We start from the raw sequence: 20,150 nt of genomic DNA, 5'->3' as shown, positions 1-20,150 counted from the left end.
CGCGGAGCTTAGACCAGCCAGGGCTTCAAGAACAGATGCGCATGAAGGGGCAACTGGCCTGCAGGTTCGCTTAGTTCGGAGAAAACACGGCGAACCCGCACCTGCTGATCACCCAGAAGACCGCCGTCGAACTCGGCCCGGCCGGCAAGCTCTGGACCACCCGGGCCACCCGGGCCACCCGGGCCACCCGCAACCTCACCGCCACCCTTGAAAGGCTCCGCGTCGACCGCCAGCTCGAAGAGGCCCTCAACCACGGCGCCGACCCGCTCCACCTCGTCCTCGTCTTCGGCATCGACGAGAAGACGGCCATCCGCTACGCGGAGTCGGCACGCGTGCTTCTGGATGAGGCTGCCGAGCAGCCATCGCAGTGAAATCCGCTCGACCTGGTTACCTCCTTGAAGAGATCCTTGGCCATGGAGTTCCTCTGCTACCACCGCGACCGGCCCGGCTCCCTGTCGCTGCGCGACGAGCTACTGGAAGAGCATTGGTCATATATGGACCGGTACGCGAAGGAGATGATCGCCCGGGGCCCGACCCTCGCCGGCGACGGCGACACACCCACCGGAAGCGTGCACATCGTCACCCTGCCCGATCCCGCCGCTGCCCGCGCGTTCGCCTTCGACGAGCCGAACTACCAGGCTGGCGTCTACCGGGACGTGCTGCTGCGACGGTGGCGCAACACGCTGGGGCGCACCATGTGGGACTTCCCCGGCGGCCGGAGCGGTGGCAACCGGTACCTGGTGCTCGGCCTCGGCGCGAGGCAGGCCGCCGACCTCGCGGTGCCGCCCGACCGGGACGAGCTGATCGCCTACGGACCGCTGCTGTCCGACAACGGCGCCACCTGGCTGGGCGCGGCTGCGTTGGTCCGGGCGCCGGACCCGAACACGGCACGCGCCATCCTGACCCCGGACCGGTACGCCGACATTGAGGTGCACAACTGGCAGTTCGGCGGGCGGCCGTGATAACGGAGGACGTCCCGACCGACGTCACCGCCGAAGCCCTTTGGATCGCTCAGCGTCCTCCTGTTTCACCCGAACCCACGGATGCATCGACCTGACGCACACCGGTGGACCCGTGGGTTCGTGCTGAAGGACCTTCGGCTTCCCTGAACCCGCGGGGATCAACCAGATAAGTCCTGCTCCCAGCGTCGTCACTCCAGCCATGCAAAGCTCTTGAACGGGGCTCCACGCGACTGGCGTTGCCAGCCGACCGCAAACAGGCAAGCAAAGCCGCTGGTGTGGCCGCGTCCCTTCAGACAAGCTGCGGCGCATGAACTGGATGTCCCTGCTCTCCACACTGGCCGGCGCCGTGATCGGCATCAGCGCCACCTTGATCGCTGATCGCAACCGGTGGCGGCGGGAGGAGACCCGGCACGCGGTGCAGATACGACGCGAGGCGTACACGGAGTTCGTCTCCGCCCTCAAGGAAGCGGGCGAGGAGATACGGGCTGTGGCACTGGGCGATCACATGTCCGAGTCGGCGCGTGACGCGGCCGTGCGGGAAGCCTTCCGCAGCACCGGCCTGTACACGGCGAGCGAACGCCTGTGGCTTGTGGGTCCACCGCAGGTCGTGATGGCTGGGAACGAGGCGTTTCACAGCCTGCGCCGGATACGCGACGCCTACGTCCGGGGGGCGGCTGTCGGCTCCGCCGAAGACGCCCCCCTGATCGCACAACGTCGCACGGCCATGGCCCGAATGCGCGGACTCATGCGTGAGGATCTGGGCATCGGGCCCCTGGGGTTCGAATGATCCCCGACGCCCGCACAGCCGAGCCACGGCTGGTCAACTTCCCTTTTGTGCGGGTGATCTGACGACGCTACGGGTGATTGCCGACCAGCCGCCTCGCACTCCGGGACGCCCAGAGGGTGGCAGCGCCACGGACCGCTCCGTGCTGCGATCGTGGACGCGGTGGCAGGCGCGGCGCTTCCGTTGAGGCGTGTCCCGTGTCACACAAGGTTGAGCGTGTGCCATCGAGCTCTGCACAGTCGCAGGGCGGGCTGCTGCTCGGTGAGCTGCCGCGACTTTCGTCGGGTCTGCAGCCTGGCCCGAGGGTGTCGGATCGACCTCACTCACGTCCAGGTCAGGAGCTGTGCCCGAACCCGCTCGCGTGGATGACGCGCCTGTGGTGGCGGTGTCGGTGGATGTCGGGCTCGCGGCGGAGCGCGACAAGAGCCGCGTCGTCGTCAAGACGTCCGCGGGTGTGGGCGAGCAGATCGCGCTGGATGTGGTGCAGCAGCGATTCTGGGCCGGCATCGCTCCACTGGGCGGCCCGTGTCTCGAGGGGGTAGAAGTCGCCATCGGCGTCGCGGGCTTCGATGACGCCGTCGGTGTAGAGCAGGAGCGTGTCGCCGGGCTCGAAGGAGAGCACATCAATCGTGTATCCCTCCGGCCCCATCTCACCGATCCCCAGCGGTGGCGCGGGGTGCAGGCTGGGGACGGTGAGGGCACTGCCGGGGCTGAGCACCAGGGGCGGGGGGTGCCCGCAGCTGATTATTCGGGTGATGTGGTCGTCGTCGGGGAGTTCCAGCAGCAAGGCGGTGGCGAAGCGTTCGCCGGTTTCCTCAGCCGGCTCGAAGTCGGCCAGATAGCGGGCGACGCTCTGTTCCAGGGCAGCGGCCAGATCAGGCAGGGAGGTGTGCCGGTGGGCGGCCTCGCGGAAGGCTCCGAGCAGGAGGGCGGCCTCGCCGATGGCGGACAGGCCCTTGCCCCGCACATCGCCGATCATGATGCGCACGCCGCCGATGATGCGGGTGGCCGCGTAGAGGTCACCGCCGATCTGCGCCTCGTCCTCGGCGGCCAGGTACAGGCAGGCGATCCGCAGGGCGCCGATCCGCTCCGGCAGCGGCCACAGCAGGACGTGCTGGGCGGCCTCGGCGACCGACCGCACCTGGGCCAGCTGGCGTCGGTATCGCTCGCGCACCACGCAGAAGAACACGATCATGGCGGACAGCACCGCCAGGGCAAGGATCTGCACCAGCACGTTACGCGAGAGCAGCACGCCAAAGTGCCAGCCGATGTACGCCTGCGCCGCCACAGCCAGGAACCCGATCAGCCCGGTCAGCCGTGGGCCGGCGAACGAAGCGGTGATCGCAGGGGCGATGACCAGTAGCGGGCCGAGATGGATATCGGCCGGGACGAGTTGGTCCACCGCCGTGATCACCACGATGAGCACGATCGGGATCACCAACAGCGCATGACTCGACTGCCACAGCTGCCGCACACCAGCCAAGCCGTGCCCGGCCTCCACATGTTCCACACTGCCACCATCCAAGGCAGCTGACGAACAACGACTGCGATATAAGCGTTTCGGCGGCACCGACATGCCCCGCCCGGTCGCGGCGAACGCCTCCGCGGTCCGCTCGTCGATCTGGTCGACGGCACGGACATCGGCCACCCGGACCCGGCCGTCGGCGAGCCGTACGCGGCAGTCAGGAGCGTGACGTCGCTTCTTCCCGCCATCGCGCCAGAGCGGCCAGAGCGGCTGTGAAGCGATCCCCACGACGTCCGGATCAAAGTCCAGCAGCATCAGCGGGTCCCGCTCCAGCCACGACTCGTAACCGACATGACTACCCGTGGTCGCTGCGTAGTACCAGCCGGGGAAACTGCGGTCACCCTTTTTCCCGCGGAACCCGCGTACCGGCGATACGTCCTCGAACCGGACTCCCCACCCGGTGCCCAGCGCGGTACGGCGACGTTGTCCACCGTCGAAGAAGTCCAGGTCGAAGGCGTTGAGTACGTGTCTGGGATCCCGCTGCCGATCACGGACTGTCATGATCCGGTCGCTGTGGAATACGTTTCCCCCGCGAGTCTGGAGAGCCAAGGTCGTCCCGGGCATCGGCCGGGTGCTGCTGTGGTCGTGCCTCGAAGCGGCGCGACCACTCTGCAGATCCGCCACTTGGCGGAGCTCCGCGCCGCGCAGTTCGCAGGCGATGCAGTCCAGCGCGTCTGCATCGGGCACATCCCCGGCGGCCGGACTTCCAAATATCTACACGAAGGCCAAACTTGCATTCAGTCCACGTTCTTCTTGCCATGGCGGCATGGCTGACACCCAAGGTCTGGGCTTGCGGGAGCGGAAGAAGCTCGAAACCTGGAGTGCTATCCGGGCTGCCGCGTTGCGCCTGGTAGAGGAACGCGGCTACGAAGCGGTGAGTGTCGACGAGATCGCTTCGGCCGCGAACGTTTCGCGTAGCACGCTGTTCAACTACTTCACCACCAAGGAAGCAATCGTCTGTGACCCGGACCCGCAGGAGCCCGAGGTCTGGCGCTCCCTGATGCGCGAACGTCCTGCGGACGAGCCGTTGCGGTCGTCGTTGCAGGCGGTTCTCCTCGGGTGCCTGTCCACCTTCTCCGACCGGATCGCCGTGCAGAAGCGCCTCAAGGCCGCTTCTCCGACTCTGGCCGAGTCCTCGGACGCCCACAGTCGACGTTTTGTGACCGAGTTGCGCGAATGGGTCGCCTCCCGCACGGTCCCCGGGCAGGAGGTACGGGCCACCCTCCTGGTCAACACTGCCGAAGCAGTGATGATCACGACCTACACGATGTGGTCGCCCGAGGACGGCTTCGACCGTCTGCTCGATGAGCAAGATCTGGTTCATCACCGGCGCTTCTCGCGGCTTTGGTCGCAGTTGGACCAAGGCCGCTCTGGAACGCGGCGACAGGGTCGCGGCCACTGCCCGCGACATCGGCACCCTGAAGGACCTCGTCGGCACGTTCGGAGACGCGATTCTGCCGATCACACTCGACGTGACGGACCATGCCGCGGCCGTCGCGGCCGTGGAGCAGGCCCACGCCCACTTCGGCAGGCTCGACGTCGTGATGAACAACGCCGGCTACGGCCACTTCAGGTTCCTGGAGGAGATCACCGAGGCCGAGGCCCGAGCCCAGATGGAGACCAATGTGTTCGGCGCCCTGTGGGTCACCCAGGCGGCGATCCCGCTGATGCGCGACCAGGGGTCCGGCCACATCGTGCAGATCTCCAGCCTCGGCGGTGTGGCCGCGTTCCCCGGCGTGGGTATGTACCACGCCTCGAAGTGGGCTCTCGAAGGCTTCTCCAAGGCACTGTCCCAGGAGGTCGCGTCGTTCGGCATCAAGGTCACGATCATCGAGCCGGGCGGCTACGCCACCGACTTTGCCACCACCTCGCCCGCTCAATCCGAACCGCACCCCGCCTACCGGCCGCTACGCGACGCCAGGGCCAAGGCGATGAAGCAGGCACCGCCGCAGTCGCCCGGCCCGGATGCCACCACGTCCGCCGTGTTCGCCGCGGTCGACGCGGAGAACCCGCCCCTGCGCCTGCTGCTGAACGGCTTCGCATACGACACTGCCCAGGCCGTATACGCCCAACGACTGCAGACCCGGTCGGAGTGGGAGGCCACTTCCCGCTCCGCCGACGACGTATGACGGATCGTCGACCCGCGAAACCCACATCGCAGCCTGCCGGTCACCCCTGGCAGGCACAACACTCAGCGGCGAGATCCGCGATCTGCTCGCCACCGGTCGTGTTGCCCTGACCGGCGCGGCATCCCAGCTCCCCCAGATCGCCGCGGGCAGTGGCACGTCCAGCGCCGAGGCTGTGCATGCAGGCAATGGCCTGGACCGCATCGACGCTGTAGATCCGGTGCGGGCGTGACGACGGCCTGCACGACCCCGTTGGGGTTGTGCAGGCCGTCGTCGTGTCAGGGGTGGGGTTCGGTGTCGTTGCGTGGGGTGGAGCCGGCGGAGATTCCGGAGGAGACCGCGAGGGTGGATCGTGCGGTGTTCCCGAAGGGGTGTCTGGCGATGCGGGTGCAGGATGTGCTCGGGCTGGTGTTCGCCGACGCGCAGTTCGCGGAGTTGTTCCCCGGTGCAGGGCCGGTCCTCGCGCCGTTGGTCGATCGCCGCGATGTGCTGCTACCGGCCGGGCGACTCCTCCCGGCTGATCTACCGGCCGCGCCAGCACCGCAAGCATCGGGGCGCAGGGCGCAACAGCTTCCCCTGAACCGACGACCGCGACCTGGTCGTGCGCGCCCACATCCAGCTCAAAGCCCCCATCGTCCTCATCTGGGACAATCTCAACACCCACCGGGCCGCCGGGATGCGCGAGTACGCGGACAGACACGACTGGCTCACCATCGTCCGATTGCCCTCCTCTGCACCGGATGTGAATCCGGTGGAGGGTTTCTGGTCGCTGTTACGGCGCGGCCCGCTCGCCAACACCGCCTTCACCGACGACGACCAGCTTGAGCGCACCCTCCGTCGAGGCCTGCGCTACATCCAGCAACGCGCCCACCTCATCGGTGGCTGTCTTGCCGGCACAGGACTCACCATCACCCGCCCCCCGGCAACAATCCGAAGAGATCAGTAGCCCACCTGGCGGGATGTGACTGTGCCGATCAGCGGTCCACGCGGTCTCCCGTGCTTGCATCGCGCCAGGAGGCATACGACATGGCTGACGAGCGACAGCAGGACACCCGCTCCCTACTCACCGCGTCCCGGCGCCGTGTGCTGGCCGCGGCCGCCCTTGCGCCGATACTCACTGGTGTGCCTACCGGGGCACGCGCCCTGTCCGCAGGACCGCAGGACCGCGCCCTGGTCGAACCGGTGATGACCAAGCTGGCGGACTGGGCGGACGTGGGCGAGGCTCTCGGCCGACCCGGTGACATAAGGCGGTTCATGTACCACACGGGCTTGCCGCGCCGGGACCTCGCGGTCTTCTCCCGCGGCATCTGGATCAACCCCGCGCTCGCCCTGGGCACGCACGTGTCCTTCGTCCGGTACGCAGACCACAGCACGCTTTTGATGGGCGACGCAGTGGTCACCGAGCGCGAACTGCAGCACTTCAGTGACGTCCTGCAGGAGCACGGGATCATGCAGACCGCCATCCACAAGCACCTGCTCGCCCACAAGCCGGATGTCTGGTGGGTTCATCTGCACGCTCACGGCCACGATCCGGTCACCGTCGCCCGCGGTCTGCGCGCCGCATTCGACTGCACCGGCACCCCGCCTGCCGAACCCACCACCTCCTCGCCGCCCGTCGACCTGGACACCGCCGCGATCGACGCCGCCATGGGCGTCAAGGGCGCCGCCGACGGCGAGATCTACAAGTGCACCTATGTCCGCCGCGAGACCGTCGCCGACGGCCCTGTGATCCTGCCTCCGGGACTGGGCGCCACCACCTCCGTCAACTTCCAGCCGCTCGGCGGCGGAAGGGCCGCCCTCAGCGGTGACCTGGTCATGATCGCCAAGGAGGTCCAGTCCGTCCTCGTGGCCCTGCGGCGCGGTGGCGTTGAACTCGTCGAGGTGCACCACCACCACCTGACCGACGAACCACGCCTGTTCTTCGTCCACTACTGGGCCGTCGGCGATGCCGTCAGGCTCGCCAAGGCCATTCGCCGGGCCGTGGACACCACCAACGTCGTACCCATGCCCGGAGGAGCCGCCTGATGACCGCGGACAACGAGACAATCATCTGCCCGTTCGACTTCAGCGAAGCCCTGGAGTTCGACCCTGCGCTCGCGGACCTGATGCAGCGCGATTCCCCCGCACGCATCCGGCTTCCCTACGGCGATGCGGACGTCTGGCTGATCACCGGCTTCGACGCCGTCAAGCAGGTGACCACCGACCACCGGCTCAGCCGGGCCGCCATCATGGGCCACGACTACCCCCGGCTGACGCCGGAGCCCATCGTCTCGCCCGAGTCGATCAACGTGATGGACCCGCCGCACAGCAGCCGCGTCCGCCAGTTGGCCTCGCAGGCCTTCACCCAGCAGCAGGTCGACGGGATGCGGAGCCGGATCACCTGGCTCGCGGACGACCTGCTGGACGAGCTGGAGGAGCAGGGCCCGCCGGCGGACCTGGTTCAGCTCCTCTCCGACCCGCTCCCCCAGCACACCATCCTGGACCTCCTCGGCGTCGAACGGGAGGAATGGCCCCAGATGCAGGAGTCCGTGCGCCAGCTACTCGTCGTCGGCGCGGACAACAAGGAGGCCGCGGCGAGCGCCAAGGCCGATCTGACGGCCTACTTCGCCAAACTCGTCGAGCAGCGCCGGAACTCACCCGGCAAGGACCTCATCAGCGCGATGGCCGCAGCGCGGGACGGCGAGGACCAGCTCGACGACAGGGAACTGGCGGTCATGGCAATGACGCTGACACTCAGCGGCCAGGACACGGCGACGTGCCAGATCAGCGACATCGCATACCTGCTCCTGACGCGTCCCGAGCTGATGGAACACCTCAGGCGCCGGCCGGAGACCCTGACTGACGTCCTGCAGGAGATGCTCCGCCACATCCCGTTCCGCAAGGGGGTCGGTATCCCCCGGGTGGCCCTTGAGGACGTGGAGCTGGACGGCGTACGGATCCGGGCGGGCGACTTCGTCCACGTGTCGTACCTGACGGCCAACCGTGACCCGGAGCGCTTCCCGGACTCGCACCTCCTCGACCCCGACCGGCCGTACCAGCCGCACATGACGTTCGGCTGGGGCGGACACCGGTGCATCGCGGTGCCCTTGGCCATGGCGGAGCTGGAAGTGGCGATCGGGCGCCTCTTGGAGCGCTTCCCCGGGCTGCGGCTTGCGGTGCCGCCGGAGGAAGTGCGGTGGGACACAAAGACGATCCGGCGGTTTCCGCTAGAGCTGCCGGTGGCTTGGTGACATCCTCGCCCGCCCAGAAGACTGATGTGACGCGACGCGAATTAGGCGACAGCGAGTGGGAGTTGGTCGAGCCGTTGGTCGTGTCCCCCCATGTGGTGTTGCGGCGATCAAGCGCAAAGTCGCAGGTTGCGCTGGGAATCGGAGGCGTCAGCGGCTCCTGCTTCCCTGACGGCTCGTCAGTCTGCATCGTGGACACAGACGACCGCCGACTTTCACCAGAGGGCAGGTGCCGAGCTCACCCCGCGAGGATCGCTACTGCACCACGCGGCGGGACGCGATCTCGTACGGAGTTCACATCGGCTTTGGTCACAGGAGGCATGTCCCCCGACCTGCCGGGCACCGACCCTCCCGTAGCCGGGCGAGGACAGGATCGCGGCAACTCGGTGCCGTGAAATGCTGCGCAACGGGGGTCCGTTGCACCGGAGTTGTCGCGCGCACGCGCGGCGCACCGGGCTCCCTGCCGCACACGTCGCACTCTCGAAGTGACCTGTACGGTCGCGGACTTCGGGTGTCAGGATTGGAGGATGTCTGCACCCCGCGACCCCGACGGCTCACCGCGCCTCGTGCGTAACGCCCTGTCGGGAGAGACCCACGTCCACGGTCACGTGGTGCAGGCAGGCGTCATCCACGGCGATGTGAACTTCAACTCCTCGGCGCCCGCCGCCCGGCCGCACGAGCCCGTACCCGACACCCAAGCCTGCATCACACCCGCATGGGTCGGCGAGCGGTTCGGTGACGGGCGGTTCGAGGTGAATCTGCACGGGTTCTCACCGAACGGCCGCGGCAACAGCGGATGGCAATACAGGCTCGGCATCGCGTCCGATCCAGTTGCTCGGATGCGGCTGGTGGGTGGTGACCACGAGCGTTGTCCCTGGGGTATCCGCATGCTCCACCGCGAACGTGCACGGCGACCAGGCCAGCCCTTGGGAGTAGGTCGGCCTGCCTCGCAGTCGCCAGCGGTAGGCCGTGCCGTCGACGACTATCCGTCGTGATCCCTTGCGGACGAGTGCCATGACTCCTCCTCGACACCGAGGATGCTAGCGAGCCCGGCCCTGCCGTCCGTCTCAGATTCCGTCTCATTCAACGCCGTTCACGGCCGTTCAGACGAGACCGACGACGGTAGCCGCTCCCACGACCGCCTGCCCATGACCGCAGGTGAACGGCCTCGTTCTTGGCCCCACGCCCCCACCAACACAGTTGGAAAGCGCGCGCCTGCCCTCGGCCCGCGCAAGTTGGTGGTGCGCGGCCGGCGCTGGCAGGTTGTCTCCTGGCCATCGACGAAGCCCGACCGTCGGTTAGGTCCCGGACGAGTCTCCGGGCCGCCCCCAGACAGGCCGGGGATGCAACCATTCCCTTCAGAGCTGGAACCCCCGGAAGCCGACCGCGCGGTAGAGACCATAGCTGCGGGCACTGACATTGATAGCGAGGCACACGCGCGCCTGATCGGTCGACACACCCGCCGTCGTGGCTGACTGTCATCGGCTGAGGCAAACCCGTCTCCAGCTCCTGTTCTCAGCCGTCGGCCCTCGCTACCGTCGAACCGTCGTCCTCAGGCACTTCAGGAGCTCCTATGCCCATCGTGAAGTACACCTACGACGCGAGTTTGCATCGCGCAGGCACAGTGGGAAGACAGGGTGGCTGCTCGTGGCATGGACAGGAGGCTTGTGCGGAACAGCCAACGAGCAGCTACGAGACACCAAACGGGATGATGGCGGCGTGCCCTCGTGCCGAGCGCCAGATCGAAGACTTGTACGGGTGCCCGACACGTCGTGAGCGATAGCGTCGATCGGGCGAGGTGCAAGTTCGCGCCAGATGTAGGGGTCAACTGCGGTCAACAACGGTGCCGAACAGGAGAGTTTGTAGCGGCGAGGCCGACCCTACAAGCCACGGGTCACCCGCCCTACGCCCGAGCCTCTCTCCTAAAACGGACGTTGGTGCGTAGGCGACGACAGCAATCGATCTTGATCGAGACGAGACGCCTTCAGCCCAAAGTCGATCCGCCGGCCAAGACAGTAGGGTGCACCTTCACAAGGGGGGTGCGATGAGGTCTCTCGCGATCACATGGACTCTGTGGAGTCACGGCTGGGCTTGCGTCAAGGTGACTGACTATCAAGGCGAGGCGAAGATCCTCGCTTCGTACGTCACTGACGGACCCGAGCAGTTCCTGTACGCGATTGCCAGGCTGGTGCTGGGGGACCGAGAGACGCGCGCTGAGCTGGAGGGGGAGCCTCAGGTCTATCGATGGTTCTTCCGTCGGGACGGATCTGAGGTCGACATCTGTCTTGTCGTGGCCGATGACGATCGGGCCCAGGACAGCTCGGGAACTGTTCTGTGGTCAGGTCGCCACACGATTGCGGCACTGGCACGGTCGGCCGTCCGCGCCTTCGACCAGGTCACTCACGAGCTCGGTGAGGAGACTTACGAGGCTCAGTGGGGCCGTCCGTTTCCTCGGACCGAACTCGAAGCCCTACGCACCGCGATGCGGGCGCACGTCAGGAGCGCCCCGGCCTCCTGACATCACCGGCTGACATCAACGGCGGCGGACACACGCAGCCTTGCGCAGTCGCAAGCGGCGTTCCGATACAGAGAGCTTGGCTCCACGCGGGACTCCCGATCGAACTCCTAAGGCGGTGGTCAGTCCGCTGTGCTGTACAGCAGCGAAGTACAGCTCCCACGGCGGCCCCAGCCGAGCGTCACCGGCCGCAGGACCACTGATGACCAGCCCTGCTGACCTCAGTGACCGTCCCGTCGATAGTTCGCATCGAGGGGGCCAGCGCGAGCGGCTCCCCCGGCTTGCACACTGGAGGCAACACAGCCCAGGCAGAATTGTGGGATGACGCGCCCTCAGTACGAGGTCCACGACGAGCCCATGGACCCTGCGCTCCTCTTCGATGCCGACGGCCGTATGGACGTGATCCATGATCTGGCCGTCGCTAACGAGCTTCTGGACACGGCGGATGAGGTGCACGAAGCCTTCGACGGCTTGGGGCGCCCGCTCCAAGCAACGGGCCCAGCAGGCGAAGTGACATTTCGCCTGGCATCTGGCGAGCCAGAGGAGGTCATGATCCGAGCACGTGTTCGTACTACTACTCGACATACGCAAGCCGACATCCGACCAGGGTCCCGCCCCAGGAGGCGCGCGTTCGTGTTCGCCGTAGCCAATGATGAAGTCATCGAGTAACGGCAACAGCGCTTCGCCTACCGTGGACTATCCGTGGACGAGTGATCGCCAATCGGTCGGCCGGGGTCCGTGACCTGCGCATACGTCTGAGACCGAAGGGCCCTCCGGAGCCGTGCGCGCAGGTTCGAATGTTCCCTGCCCAACTCTGGAAAAGGCGCCCAGTCTTCATGAGGACCCCTCGGCCGTCTGCTCGATTGGCTCAGGCGTTGGGACGCTTGCCGTGATTGGCCTTCTTCTTCTTACGGCCGCGTCGCTTGTTCCCTCGCTTAGCCATGGTGCACATCTCCCTAATCCGGGACTTTCTATGCCTTCGCCAGTCTAGATTCGGCCCGGGGTGTCCGCATCAGCGGTGCCGCGGCCACAGCGCCCATACCGGCGCTCCGCCACCCCAGAGCAATCACTGGCTTCTGTCGAATGCGCGTCGAAGCCGCCCAGGCCGATCGATCACAACGCTGCCAACCGCAGGTCACAGGCCGTGCACGGCTCGGACCACAACCGCCTTCCAAGCGCTTGGCCGAAGATCCGCTACCTGCTCCGGACCACCGGCCCAACAAGCAGCTAGCCCGCGCCGGACGTGTGCCAGATCGTGCGGGGAACCACGGGGAACACTGGGCACTGAGTCGGCGAGCTTCCGTGCCTGCGGGTCGAAGCAGTTGAGGTCCATCGACGCAGCAACCTCCGCCGCATAGGCAGACGCTTCCTCGGCCATGCTCCAGCGCATGGAGAAGTAGGTCAGCGGGCCGTGTCGGCGGCGGTTGAACCCTGGTTCTGGATCACTTTCAGTGCCGGGGCCACGGAGGGTCACCGAAACCGCGATCATGAACGGTCTCGCGCGGCGAGGAGGACCCGTTTGCGGAGCAGGTCGAAGTTGGCACGGCCGAACATCTGGCGCTTCAGCATCTTGATCTTGTTGTTGTGGCCTTCGACGGCGCCGGAGCTGTAGGGCAGGCTGAGGCCGGCGACGACGGCGTCGAGGTCCTGGCCGAGGCGGGTCACGAAGGCGTGCAGGGCAGGCAGGTCGTCGGCCTGGACGCCGGTGATCCACTGGTCCAGGTCCCGGCCCTGACGGTTGTTCATGAGCTCGGCGAACGCGCGGACGTGGTCGGCGGTGCGGTCGAGTGCAGGGCAGCGGGCCAGGATCGCCTTGAGTCGCTGGGCCTGATCGTCGGTGAGACGGTCGGGGTGGCGGGTGAGCCAGCCAGTCACGTCCCGCACCGATGGTGCCTTGCGAGGCGGATCGAGGGGGAAGGCTTCGCGGAGCCGGGCCACGTATTTCTTCACGACGCTCTCGCCGCCGGTGTAGCCGTGCTCGCGTACTTCCTCGAACAGGCGGCGGACGACGGTGCAGCCCTCGGCCCACCGTTGGTGGAGGTAGGGCTTGTGGGGGTCGAGGATGCTGGTGCGGCCGGTCCACCGCCCGACCAGGAGCTCATCTGCGCTCGCCGCGTGGGCGAGGCGGCGGACGGTATTGCGAGCCAACCCGAGCTCACGGCCGATCGTCCGCAGCCCAACTCCCATGTTGATGAGGGCATGGACGGCGGCGTGCTGTTCCCGAACTCGGTCGGACAGCCGACCAGTTGTCCGCGGTGCCGGTGGCGAGAGAGGTTCGAGCTCCTGCTTCCCCGTGGCCGCGGCGGCCCCGGCCGCGGAGGAGTCGTGCGGTTCGCGTAGCAGGGCACGATGCTGGACGACCGTCTTTTCGACGGCCTCGGCAAGGTTGGACAAAATGTGCCACCGATCCGCGACATGGATCGCATCGGGAGCGCCGATCCGCCCGGCCTCGGCGTAGGACAGTGGAGCGGTCCCGGCAGCTCACTTTGACGCCGGGGTGATCGGCAAGCCAGCGGGCCACCGTCGATGTCGTCCGGTCCGGCAGCAGGTCGATGGGCTGGCGTGTCTCGATGTCGATCAGGATTGTGCCGTAGTGGTGTCCCTTGCGCAGGGCGAAATCGTCCACCCCGAGGACTCGCGGGTGTCGTCGTCTCGGGCTCCGGCAGGCGGCGGATCAGCCGCAGCAGCGTCGACCTGCTCACCCCGGCCGTCAGGGTCTGGGACAAGCGGGCACCGGCCGAGCCTGCCAGCATCACCGCGACGCGTTCAAGTACTGTCTGTAGGCTGGCACTTCGCCGCCCGTTCCGAAAGGTCAACCCTTCGACCTGCTCAGCGAACACCGCCTGCTCACAGGCACGTTCGCCGCATCGGAACCGCCGTATCTGCAACTCGATCAGCACCGGACGACCGCCGACCGCACTGTCGGCAAGCCGATGTACGTACCGGCTGTGCACCCGAGCCGACGCGTCCCGCACGCCGGACAGGCAGCCCGTTCCACGGCCGTCCGGGCCCGCACGGCCACCAACTCGCCTTCGGACACGAAGCTTTCGATCACGACACCCTCGACCTGGTGGAACCACAGGTTCTGGAGGAGCACATCATCCACGGCCGTTCATGATCGCGGTTTCGGTGACCCTCCGTGGCCCCGGCACTGAAAGTGATCCAGAACCTTGAGTTGGCCCCATCTCGCCCATAGGCGGTGAGACCTTCGCGATGGGCCACCGAGAGGGGCAATGCCGGGTCGGGTTATCGAAGGACGAGCTGTTCTTGCGGATCCGCCGCGACTCGTGGCGGGGCGGGTTGTCGGTTCGGGCGCTTGCCGGGGCTGTCACGGGGGGAACCGCTCTGGGCGGAAGTCCGCAAGCATCTCATCTCTCTTCCCGCTGAGGATCTCCGAAGCAAGCAGCCGGCCGATTACCGGCCCGAGCGTGATGCCGCTGTGGGAAACGGCCTCGTAGTAGCCCGGTACCGACGGCACCGCTCCCACCGAGGGGAATCCGTCGGCTGGGATGGGTCGGTCGGCTACCCGTGTCTGTGCGATGCGGGAGTTGCCGAGCTCGGGAACGACGTGCCGCGCCGATTCGTGGAGCAGTCGTGCGAGTTCCGCTGGATCTTCGCCTGTGTCGATGAGTGCGTCGATCTCGCGGCTGTGGAGGACCACCGAAGCGTCTCCGTCAGGACGGATCTCGATGTGAGGCGCGTGCATGGCCCGGTGAACCGGGACCTGAGCACAGCCGATCCGGGTGACGGCGCCGGGTTCCCGGCGCATCGGCAAGTGCCGCGCGATGAGCCCGGCGACGTGGGAGGCGCTGGGGCCTGCTGCGTTCACGACGATGTTGACGTCGAGACAGCTCCCATCGGACAGATCAACTGTCCGGATGCTCCCGTCGGCACCGGTGCCGATGTCACAGACCGCGGTGCCGGACCGGTGCTCGGCGCCGGATGCAACAGCCTGGCCGACCAGGCGGCCGACGAGATGACGTCCGTGCACCCAGGCTTCGTCGGGGTAGAACAAGACTGGAACATCGCCGGGCATCGTGAGAGCAGGTTCGAGGCGGCGCCGCACCTCTGCCCCCGTGGACACCTCGACCCGGTAGTCCCAGCCGGCCAGCAGTTCGGCTGTTTTCAGGAGCTTCGCCTCCACTGCGGGATCGTCTGCCCAGCGCAGGTGGCCGCTGGGATACCACCACGAGTCCGGCCCGATGGTCCTGGCAAGCTCCCGGTGCGCTGCCATGCCTGCGACGTTCAGGTCGAAGTAGGACTTGCGCGCGGTCTTGTTGCTGGCATTGACCCACGAGAAAGACCAGTTGGTGACACCTTCGCCCGGCCGTCCTGCGTCGATGAAGACCACCTTGGCGCCGTGCCGGGACAGGTTCCAGCCCACGCTGGCCCCGAGGATGCCCACTCCGATGACAGCAACACGTTCAGACCGCTTCACGGACCCGATCCTCACAAACGCCCCCTTCCCAGATCACCGGCGAAGTCCCGTTCCAAGCATGCAAGCAAACACTCCTCGCCAAGTACATCCAGGGCGCGGATCCCGATCTCCTTCCCCGATAGACCGGACGGCCCGGTCGGGGCCATCCCGGGCCAGAACGCGGGGCCAGTTCAAGCTGGAACCTCCCACCTGCATAGAAGCGTCTGCAGAAAGCCCCGTCGTGCGAGCTTTGCCAGTCCGATCGGCACGGGCCCGACCAGCCCGTCCGGCGACGTGCCCAGCGCCGGGGCTGTGAAGCAGATCCGGTCATCCTGCGCGGAGCCCGTTGTCGTGACCTTGGTCGGCCCTCATCCTGAAACGTTCGTCAGCAGCCGAGACGCGGTCGCAAGTGGCGGTCTGCTGGTGTGAGAGCAGTCCGGCGATGGCTTGGACGACGTCACTCATGTGTTCGCGACGGCCAAGATGGCGGGTAAGAGCACTCCAGTACTTCAGGTGTGCGATGCCGTGCTCGACGCGGACGGCGCGGTGGTAGAGCCGGTGACGGCGTTCTTCGCGGAACTTCAGGCATGCGGACGGCCAGCCACGACGATCCGGTCCTACGGCATGGATCTGCTGCGGTGGTGGCGGTTCCTGGCCAGGTGGGGGGCATGGAACCCGTGCCACGCGGGTGGACGCGAGGGACTTCGCGCGGTGGATGCAGATCGCGCCGAAGCCTACCCGGGCGCACGGGCGGCGCCAGGCCGCCGGCGAGGCGGCGAGGCGGCGCAGACTCCGGCCTCCGGTCCCTTGGTGGGGGTGCCGAATCAGGTGACTGGCCGGGCCGGACCCGGTTGGTTGTACTCCACTTTTCCGACCGCGGGAGCCCAGATACCGGTTCTGAACTGCGACGATTCATAGACTGCATGTCCGCGATGGTGAGGTGGGGTCGGCTGTAGCTCGTCCGAGTGGTCTCGGTGTTGGCCGCGGTTCGACGGGGCGCGCTGTCCTGCCGAGGATCAGTCGGTGAGGCCCAGCGCCCCCGCTGCCTGGATCGCCAGCCAGACCTCGGCCAGGGCCCCCGTCGACGTCAGATCACGGTGGGCGAGAGCGCCGAAGCGGCGCAGCCGGTACGCGAGGGTGTTCGGGTGGATGTGGAGCGCCGCCGCGGCCGTCTCGGTACGGCGGTCGCGCTCCATCCAGGTGCGGACGGAGACCAGCAGCTGCGAGTCATGGGACTCGTCGTAGCGCAGGACCTCGCCGAGCACGTGCTCGACCAGTGCGGTCAGGACAGCGGGGTCGTCGGGCAGCCACCGGCCGGTTGAGTCGTCGCCGTACCGGACGACGGGGCGGCCCGACTCCACGGCCTTGGAGACCGCCCAGAGCGCCTCGCGCTGGGCGACCTTCAGTGCGGCGCCCGGCAGGAAGGGGCGGCTCATCCCGGCTGCCACGACCGGCAGCTCACCGACGGCCGCCGCCAGCTCCGGCGCCCCTAGGACGTAGCGGTCCTCGCCCCGGGTGAGCAGCAGATGGGGACGGTCCTCCAGGCAGCACAGCAGCGCCTCGTCGGTGGTGTGGCGCACCACGAGAAGCACGGTGTCGCCCTCGATCGCGTGCCGGGCGAGCCGGCGGCGCGCTGCCTCCGGGTCGAGCACCTCCTGCAGCAGCTCGGCCAGCGTCTCCGCGCCCTCGCGGCGCAGCGTCTCGCGCTCGTTGCGCACCATCGCCAGCCGCAGCGCCGCCACGGTGGCGATGTGCTGAACGACGGCGAGTCCCGCGGGCTGGGCGCCCTGACGCTCGTACGCGACGAGAAAGCCCGCCGGGCCGCCGGGCGCGGGCACCGGGAGGACGAATCCGCCGGGGATCGTCGGTGGAGCGTCGACGGAGGCGGGCAGGACAGCGGGATCCGGCGCGGGAACGCCGGGCAGGAGCGGGCGGCCCTGCGGCGTGCAGAGGTAGACGTCGTAACCCGACAGGCCTTCGAGACGGCGCAGAAGCGCGGGTGTGTCGAGGTTCTCGGCGACCAGCCAGCGCAGCGAGCCGAAGACCTGGAGCTGCGCGCCCAGCCGGTGCCGGGCGTCCTCCTGGACCGAGGCCGCGACCTCCTGGGCGACAGCGATGAACGGGACGGCGAGTGGCACTTCGAGGACCGGGAAGCCCCGCTCCTCCGCCGCCCTGAAGAACGCGTCGTGCAGTGGGGGCATGTGCAGCTGCGCGGAGAGCGCGAGAGCGGATACCCCGGCGTCGTCCAGCCGCTCCAGATAGGCGCGCTGTCCGGCCGCGGTACGGGGGATCGCCAGGCCTGTCGTCATGATCACCTCGGCGCCCAGGAGCCAGGGCGTCGGATCGGCGAGCTCGCTGGCGTGCGCCCAGGACACGGACCGGCCCAGACCGCCACTGCCGGCCTTCACGGAGAGCTGGAGTGCCGGGAAGGAGAGCAGATCCTCGACGGTGAGTTTGTTGCTGGCCACAGAAGAAAGTGTACGGCTCTGTGACGGACACAATTGTCGATGGCCATCCGGTGGCCACACACTGTCGAGACCGTCCCCACACATGAACAGAAGGTGGAGCGCCCGTGACAACCTCGATCACCGAAATCGAGACCTATGGTGTCGAGCGGATCCCGGACGAGGACCGCACAGCCCGCCCGATCGATCTGTTCCGGCTCGCTTTCGGCGGCGCCAACACCTTCGCGACCTGTGTGCTGGGCGCCTTCCCGATCCTCTTCGGCCTCTCCTTCTGGCAGGGTCTCGCGGCAACCGTCCTCGGCCTTGTCGCGGGTGCGCTGCTGCTGGCCCCGATGGCACTGTTCGGTCCCACCAACGGTTCGAACAATGCCGTCTCATCCTCCGCGCACCTGGGCGTGCACGGCCGGGTCGTCGGCTCGTTCCTCTCCCTGCTCACCGCCGTCGCGTTCTTCTCGATCTCGGTGTGGTCCTCGGGGGACGCGCTCGTCGGCGGAGCGCACCGGCTCGTCCACGTCCCCGAGTCGGACGTCACCTACGGCATCGCGTACGCGATCTTCGCCGGGCTCGTCCTGGTCGTCTGCATCTACGGTTTCCGGTTCATGCTGCTGGTCAACAAGATCGCGGTGCTGGCGGCGTCGGCTCTCTTCGTGCTCGGCGCCTTCGCCTTCGCGGGTGACTTCGACCCCAGTTACCCGGGAAGCTTCGCCTCCACCGCCGACCCGCTGTTCTGGCCGTCGTTCATCGGCGCCGCGCTGATCGTGCTCTCCAACCCGGTCTCCTTCGGCGCGTTCCTCGGCGACTGGTCCCGCTACATCCCGGCCGGGGCCCCGCGCCGCCGGGTGATGGGGGCCGCGTTCCTCGCCCAGATCGCCACCCTGCTGCCGTTCCTCTTCGGCCTGACCACCGCGTCGATCATCGCGTCGAAGGCCGCGAAGTACGTCGACCCGGCCGCCCCCAACTACGTGGGCGGGCTGCTCGCGATCTCCCCCGGCTGGTACTTCCTGCCGCTCTGCCTGATCGCCCTGATCGGCGGCCTCTCCACCGGCACGACGTCGCTGTACGGCACGGGTCTCGACTTCTCCAGCGTCTTCACGCGCTTCAACCGCGTCCAGGCCACCTTCTTCATCGGCGCCCTGTCCATCGCGTTCATCTTCGTGGGCCGCTTCGCGCTCAACCTCGCGCAGTCCATCTCCACCTTCGCCACGCTGATCATCACCTGCACCGCACCGTGGATGGTCGTCATGACGCTCGGCTATGTCACCCGGCGCGGCTGGTACGACGCGGAGGCGCTGCAGGTCTTCAACCGCCGCCAGCGCGGCGGCCGCTACTGGTTCACACACGGTTGGAACTGGCGCGGCATGTCCACCTGGCTCATCTCCGCCATCGTGGCACTCCTCTTCACCAACCTGCCCGGCCAGTTCGTCGGCCCGCTCGGCAACCTCGCTGGCGGCACGGACATCTCGCTGCCGGTCGGCCTCGCCCTCGCGATCGTGCTCTACCTCGCCCTGCTCACTCTGTTCCCCGAGCCGCGCGCCGTGTACGGACCGGCCGGACCCCGCTTCGTCCGGGCGTCTGACGCCCCGGTGCCGCCGATCACCGGCGGCACCGAGGAGACCGTCACCGAGCCCGCCGTGGCCCACTGAGCCCTCGCCGTCCCCCTCGTAACCGAACGCCAGGCGTTCCGGCCCCGCCGCCGAACGCCTGTGACCAGGAGCCGTGCATGAGCACCACCACCGTCCAGGAAATCCAGGCCGCCGCGGACGCGCTCGTCGCCGCCTTCGCCGAGGGCCGCCTCGACGACTACTTCGGCGCCTTCGCCCCGGACGCGACCTTCGTCTTCCACACCACCCCGCAGCGGCTCGGCTCCACGGCCGAGTACCGCGCGCTCTGGCAGCAGTGGGTGGAGCAGGACGGCTTCCGCATCCTCGGCTGCACCTCGTCCGCACAGCTGATCCAGCCCTTCGGCGACACGGCCGTCTTCAGCCACGACGTCGAAACCCGGGTCGCCACCAACGCCGGCGAGGAGACGGTCCACGAGCGGGAGACCATCGTCTTCGCCCGCGCCGACGACGGCGGCTGGATGGCCGTCCACGAGCATCTGTCCGCCCGTACCGCTGCCTGACCAGGAG

Annotated in this window: 14 protein-coding genes and 3 pseudogenes; 10 read left to right on the top strand and 7 right to left on the bottom strand. The window is 67.8% G+C overall.

Features of this window, described 5'->3' with window-relative positions:
- Positions 1 to 8: 8 nt before the first annotated feature.
- A complete protein-coding gene (locus tag ACZ4WS_RS32730) occupies positions 9 to 434 on the bottom strand; it encodes a hypothetical protein (RefSeq protein ID WP_467986224.1) in 426 nt (141 codons plus the stop codon).
- Between ACZ4WS_RS32730 and ACZ4WS_RS32725 the strand changes: the two genes are divergently transcribed.
- Both ACZ4WS_RS32725 and ACZ4WS_RS32720 read left to right on the top strand, forming a co-directional pair.
- The gene (locus ACZ4WS_RS32725) at positions 414 to 962 is read left to right on the top strand and encodes a YciI family protein (RefSeq protein ID WP_467986222.1); all 549 of its coding nucleotides are present in this window, start codon (positions 414 to 416) and stop codon (positions 960 to 962) included. The two genes, ACZ4WS_RS32730 and ACZ4WS_RS32725, sit on opposite strands and share 21 nt — an antisense overlap.
- Before the next feature lie 307 nt (positions 963 to 1,269).
- A complete protein-coding gene (locus ACZ4WS_RS32720) occupies positions 1,270 to 1,749 on the top strand; it encodes a hypothetical protein (RefSeq protein ID WP_467986220.1) in 480 nt (159 codons plus the stop codon).
- Between the two features lie 331 nt (positions 1,750 to 2,080).
- Here the strand turns inward: ACZ4WS_RS32720 and ACZ4WS_RS32715 are convergent, their stop codons facing one another.
- Complete coding sequence (locus ACZ4WS_RS32715; protein ID WP_467986219.1) at positions 2,081 to 3,772, bottom strand: TnsA-like heteromeric transposase endonuclease subunit; 1,692 nt, start codon at positions 3,770 to 3,772, stop codon at positions 2,081 to 2,083.
- Here ACZ4WS_RS32715 and ACZ4WS_RS32710 point away from each other — a divergent pair.
- The 6 genes and pseudogenes from ACZ4WS_RS32710 to ACZ4WS_RS32685 all read left to right on the top strand — a co-directional run.
- Positions 3,771 to 4,217 (top strand): annotated as a pseudogene (locus ACZ4WS_RS32710) (TetR/AcrR family transcriptional regulator); the annotation flags it as partial. The gene ACZ4WS_RS32715 and the pseudogene ACZ4WS_RS32710 overlap by 2 nt on opposite strands.
- 358 nt (positions 4,218 to 4,575) lie before the next feature.
- Positions 4,576 to 5,400 (top strand): SDR family NAD(P)-dependent oxidoreductase, encoded by an 825-nt coding sequence (locus tag ACZ4WS_RS32705; protein WP_467986217.1) that lies wholly within the window; start codon positions 4,576 to 4,578, stop codon positions 5,398 to 5,400.
- A gap of 442 nt (positions 5,401 to 5,842) precedes the next feature.
- Positions 5,843 to 6,343, top strand: a pseudogene (locus ACZ4WS_RS32700) (transposase); the annotation flags it as partial.
- An 80-nt stretch (positions 6,344 to 6,423) separates the two neighbouring features.
- The gene (locus ACZ4WS_RS32695) at positions 6,424 to 7,422 is read left to right on the top strand and encodes a DUF1259 domain-containing protein (RefSeq protein ID WP_467986215.1); all 999 of its coding nucleotides are present in this window, start codon (positions 6,424 to 6,426) and stop codon (positions 7,420 to 7,422) included.
- Positions 7,422 to 8,627: a cytochrome P450 gene (locus ACZ4WS_RS32690; RefSeq protein ID WP_467986213.1), complete on the top strand. Its 1,206-nt coding sequence runs from the start codon at positions 7,422 to 7,424 to the stop codon at positions 8,625 to 8,627. The genes ACZ4WS_RS32695 and ACZ4WS_RS32690 overlap by 1 nt, the downstream gene beginning before the upstream one ends.
- Before the next feature lie 2,041 nt (positions 8,628 to 10,668).
- Complete coding sequence (locus tag ACZ4WS_RS32685) at positions 10,669 to 11,142, top strand: hypothetical protein (RefSeq protein ID WP_467986212.1); 474 nt, start codon at positions 10,669 to 10,671, stop codon at positions 11,140 to 11,142.
- Positions 11,143 to 12,007: 865 nt separating this feature from the next.
- Here ACZ4WS_RS32685 and ACZ4WS_RS32680 read toward each other — a convergent pair.
- The 5 genes and pseudogenes from ACZ4WS_RS32680 to ACZ4WS_RS32660 form a co-directional block, all read right to left on the bottom strand.
- Positions 12,008 to 12,082, bottom strand: coding sequence for a 50S ribosomal protein bL37 (locus tag ACZ4WS_RS32680; protein ID WP_099504217.1), 75 nt, complete (start codon positions 12,080 to 12,082; stop codon positions 12,008 to 12,010).
- 542 nt (positions 12,083 to 12,624) lie between these two features.
- Positions 12,625 to 13,533, bottom strand: coding sequence for an ISL3 family transposase (locus ACZ4WS_RS32675; RefSeq protein WP_467986210.1), 909 nt, complete (start codon positions 13,531 to 13,533; stop codon positions 12,625 to 12,627).
- 163 nt (positions 13,534 to 13,696) lie between these two features.
- Positions 13,697 to 13,765, bottom strand: a pseudogene (locus ACZ4WS_RS32670) (hypothetical protein); the annotation flags it as partial.
- A 702-nt stretch (positions 13,766 to 14,467) separates the two neighbouring features.
- The gene (locus ACZ4WS_RS32665; protein WP_467986208.1) at positions 14,468 to 15,577 is read right to left on the bottom strand and encodes an NAD(P)/FAD-dependent oxidoreductase; all 1,110 of its coding nucleotides are present in this window, start codon (positions 15,575 to 15,577) and stop codon (positions 14,468 to 14,470) included.
- A 995-nt stretch (positions 15,578 to 16,572) separates the two neighbouring features.
- Complete coding sequence (locus tag ACZ4WS_RS32660) at positions 16,573 to 18,024, bottom strand: PucR family transcriptional regulator (RefSeq protein ID WP_467986206.1); 1,452 nt, start codon at positions 18,022 to 18,024, stop codon at positions 16,573 to 16,575.
- 104 nt (positions 18,025 to 18,128) lie between these two features.
- Between ACZ4WS_RS32660 and ACZ4WS_RS32655 the strand changes: the two genes are divergently transcribed.
- The gene (locus tag ACZ4WS_RS32655; protein ID WP_467986204.1) at positions 18,129 to 19,664 is read left to right on the top strand and encodes a purine-cytosine permease family protein; all 1,536 of its coding nucleotides are present in this window, start codon (positions 18,129 to 18,131) and stop codon (positions 19,662 to 19,664) included.
- A 77-nt stretch (positions 19,665 to 19,741) separates the two neighbouring features.
- Positions 19,742 to 20,143, top strand: coding sequence for a YybH family protein (locus ACZ4WS_RS32650; protein ID WP_467986202.1), 402 nt, complete (start codon positions 19,742 to 19,744; stop codon positions 20,141 to 20,143).
- Positions 20,144 to 20,150 lie beyond the last annotated feature (7 nt).

This window comes from Streptomyces sp. NPDC029292, assembly GCF_055569295.1.
The sequence above is the reverse complement of the archived record's forward strand: the minus strand, read 5'-3'. Positions and strand labels throughout refer to the sequence as shown.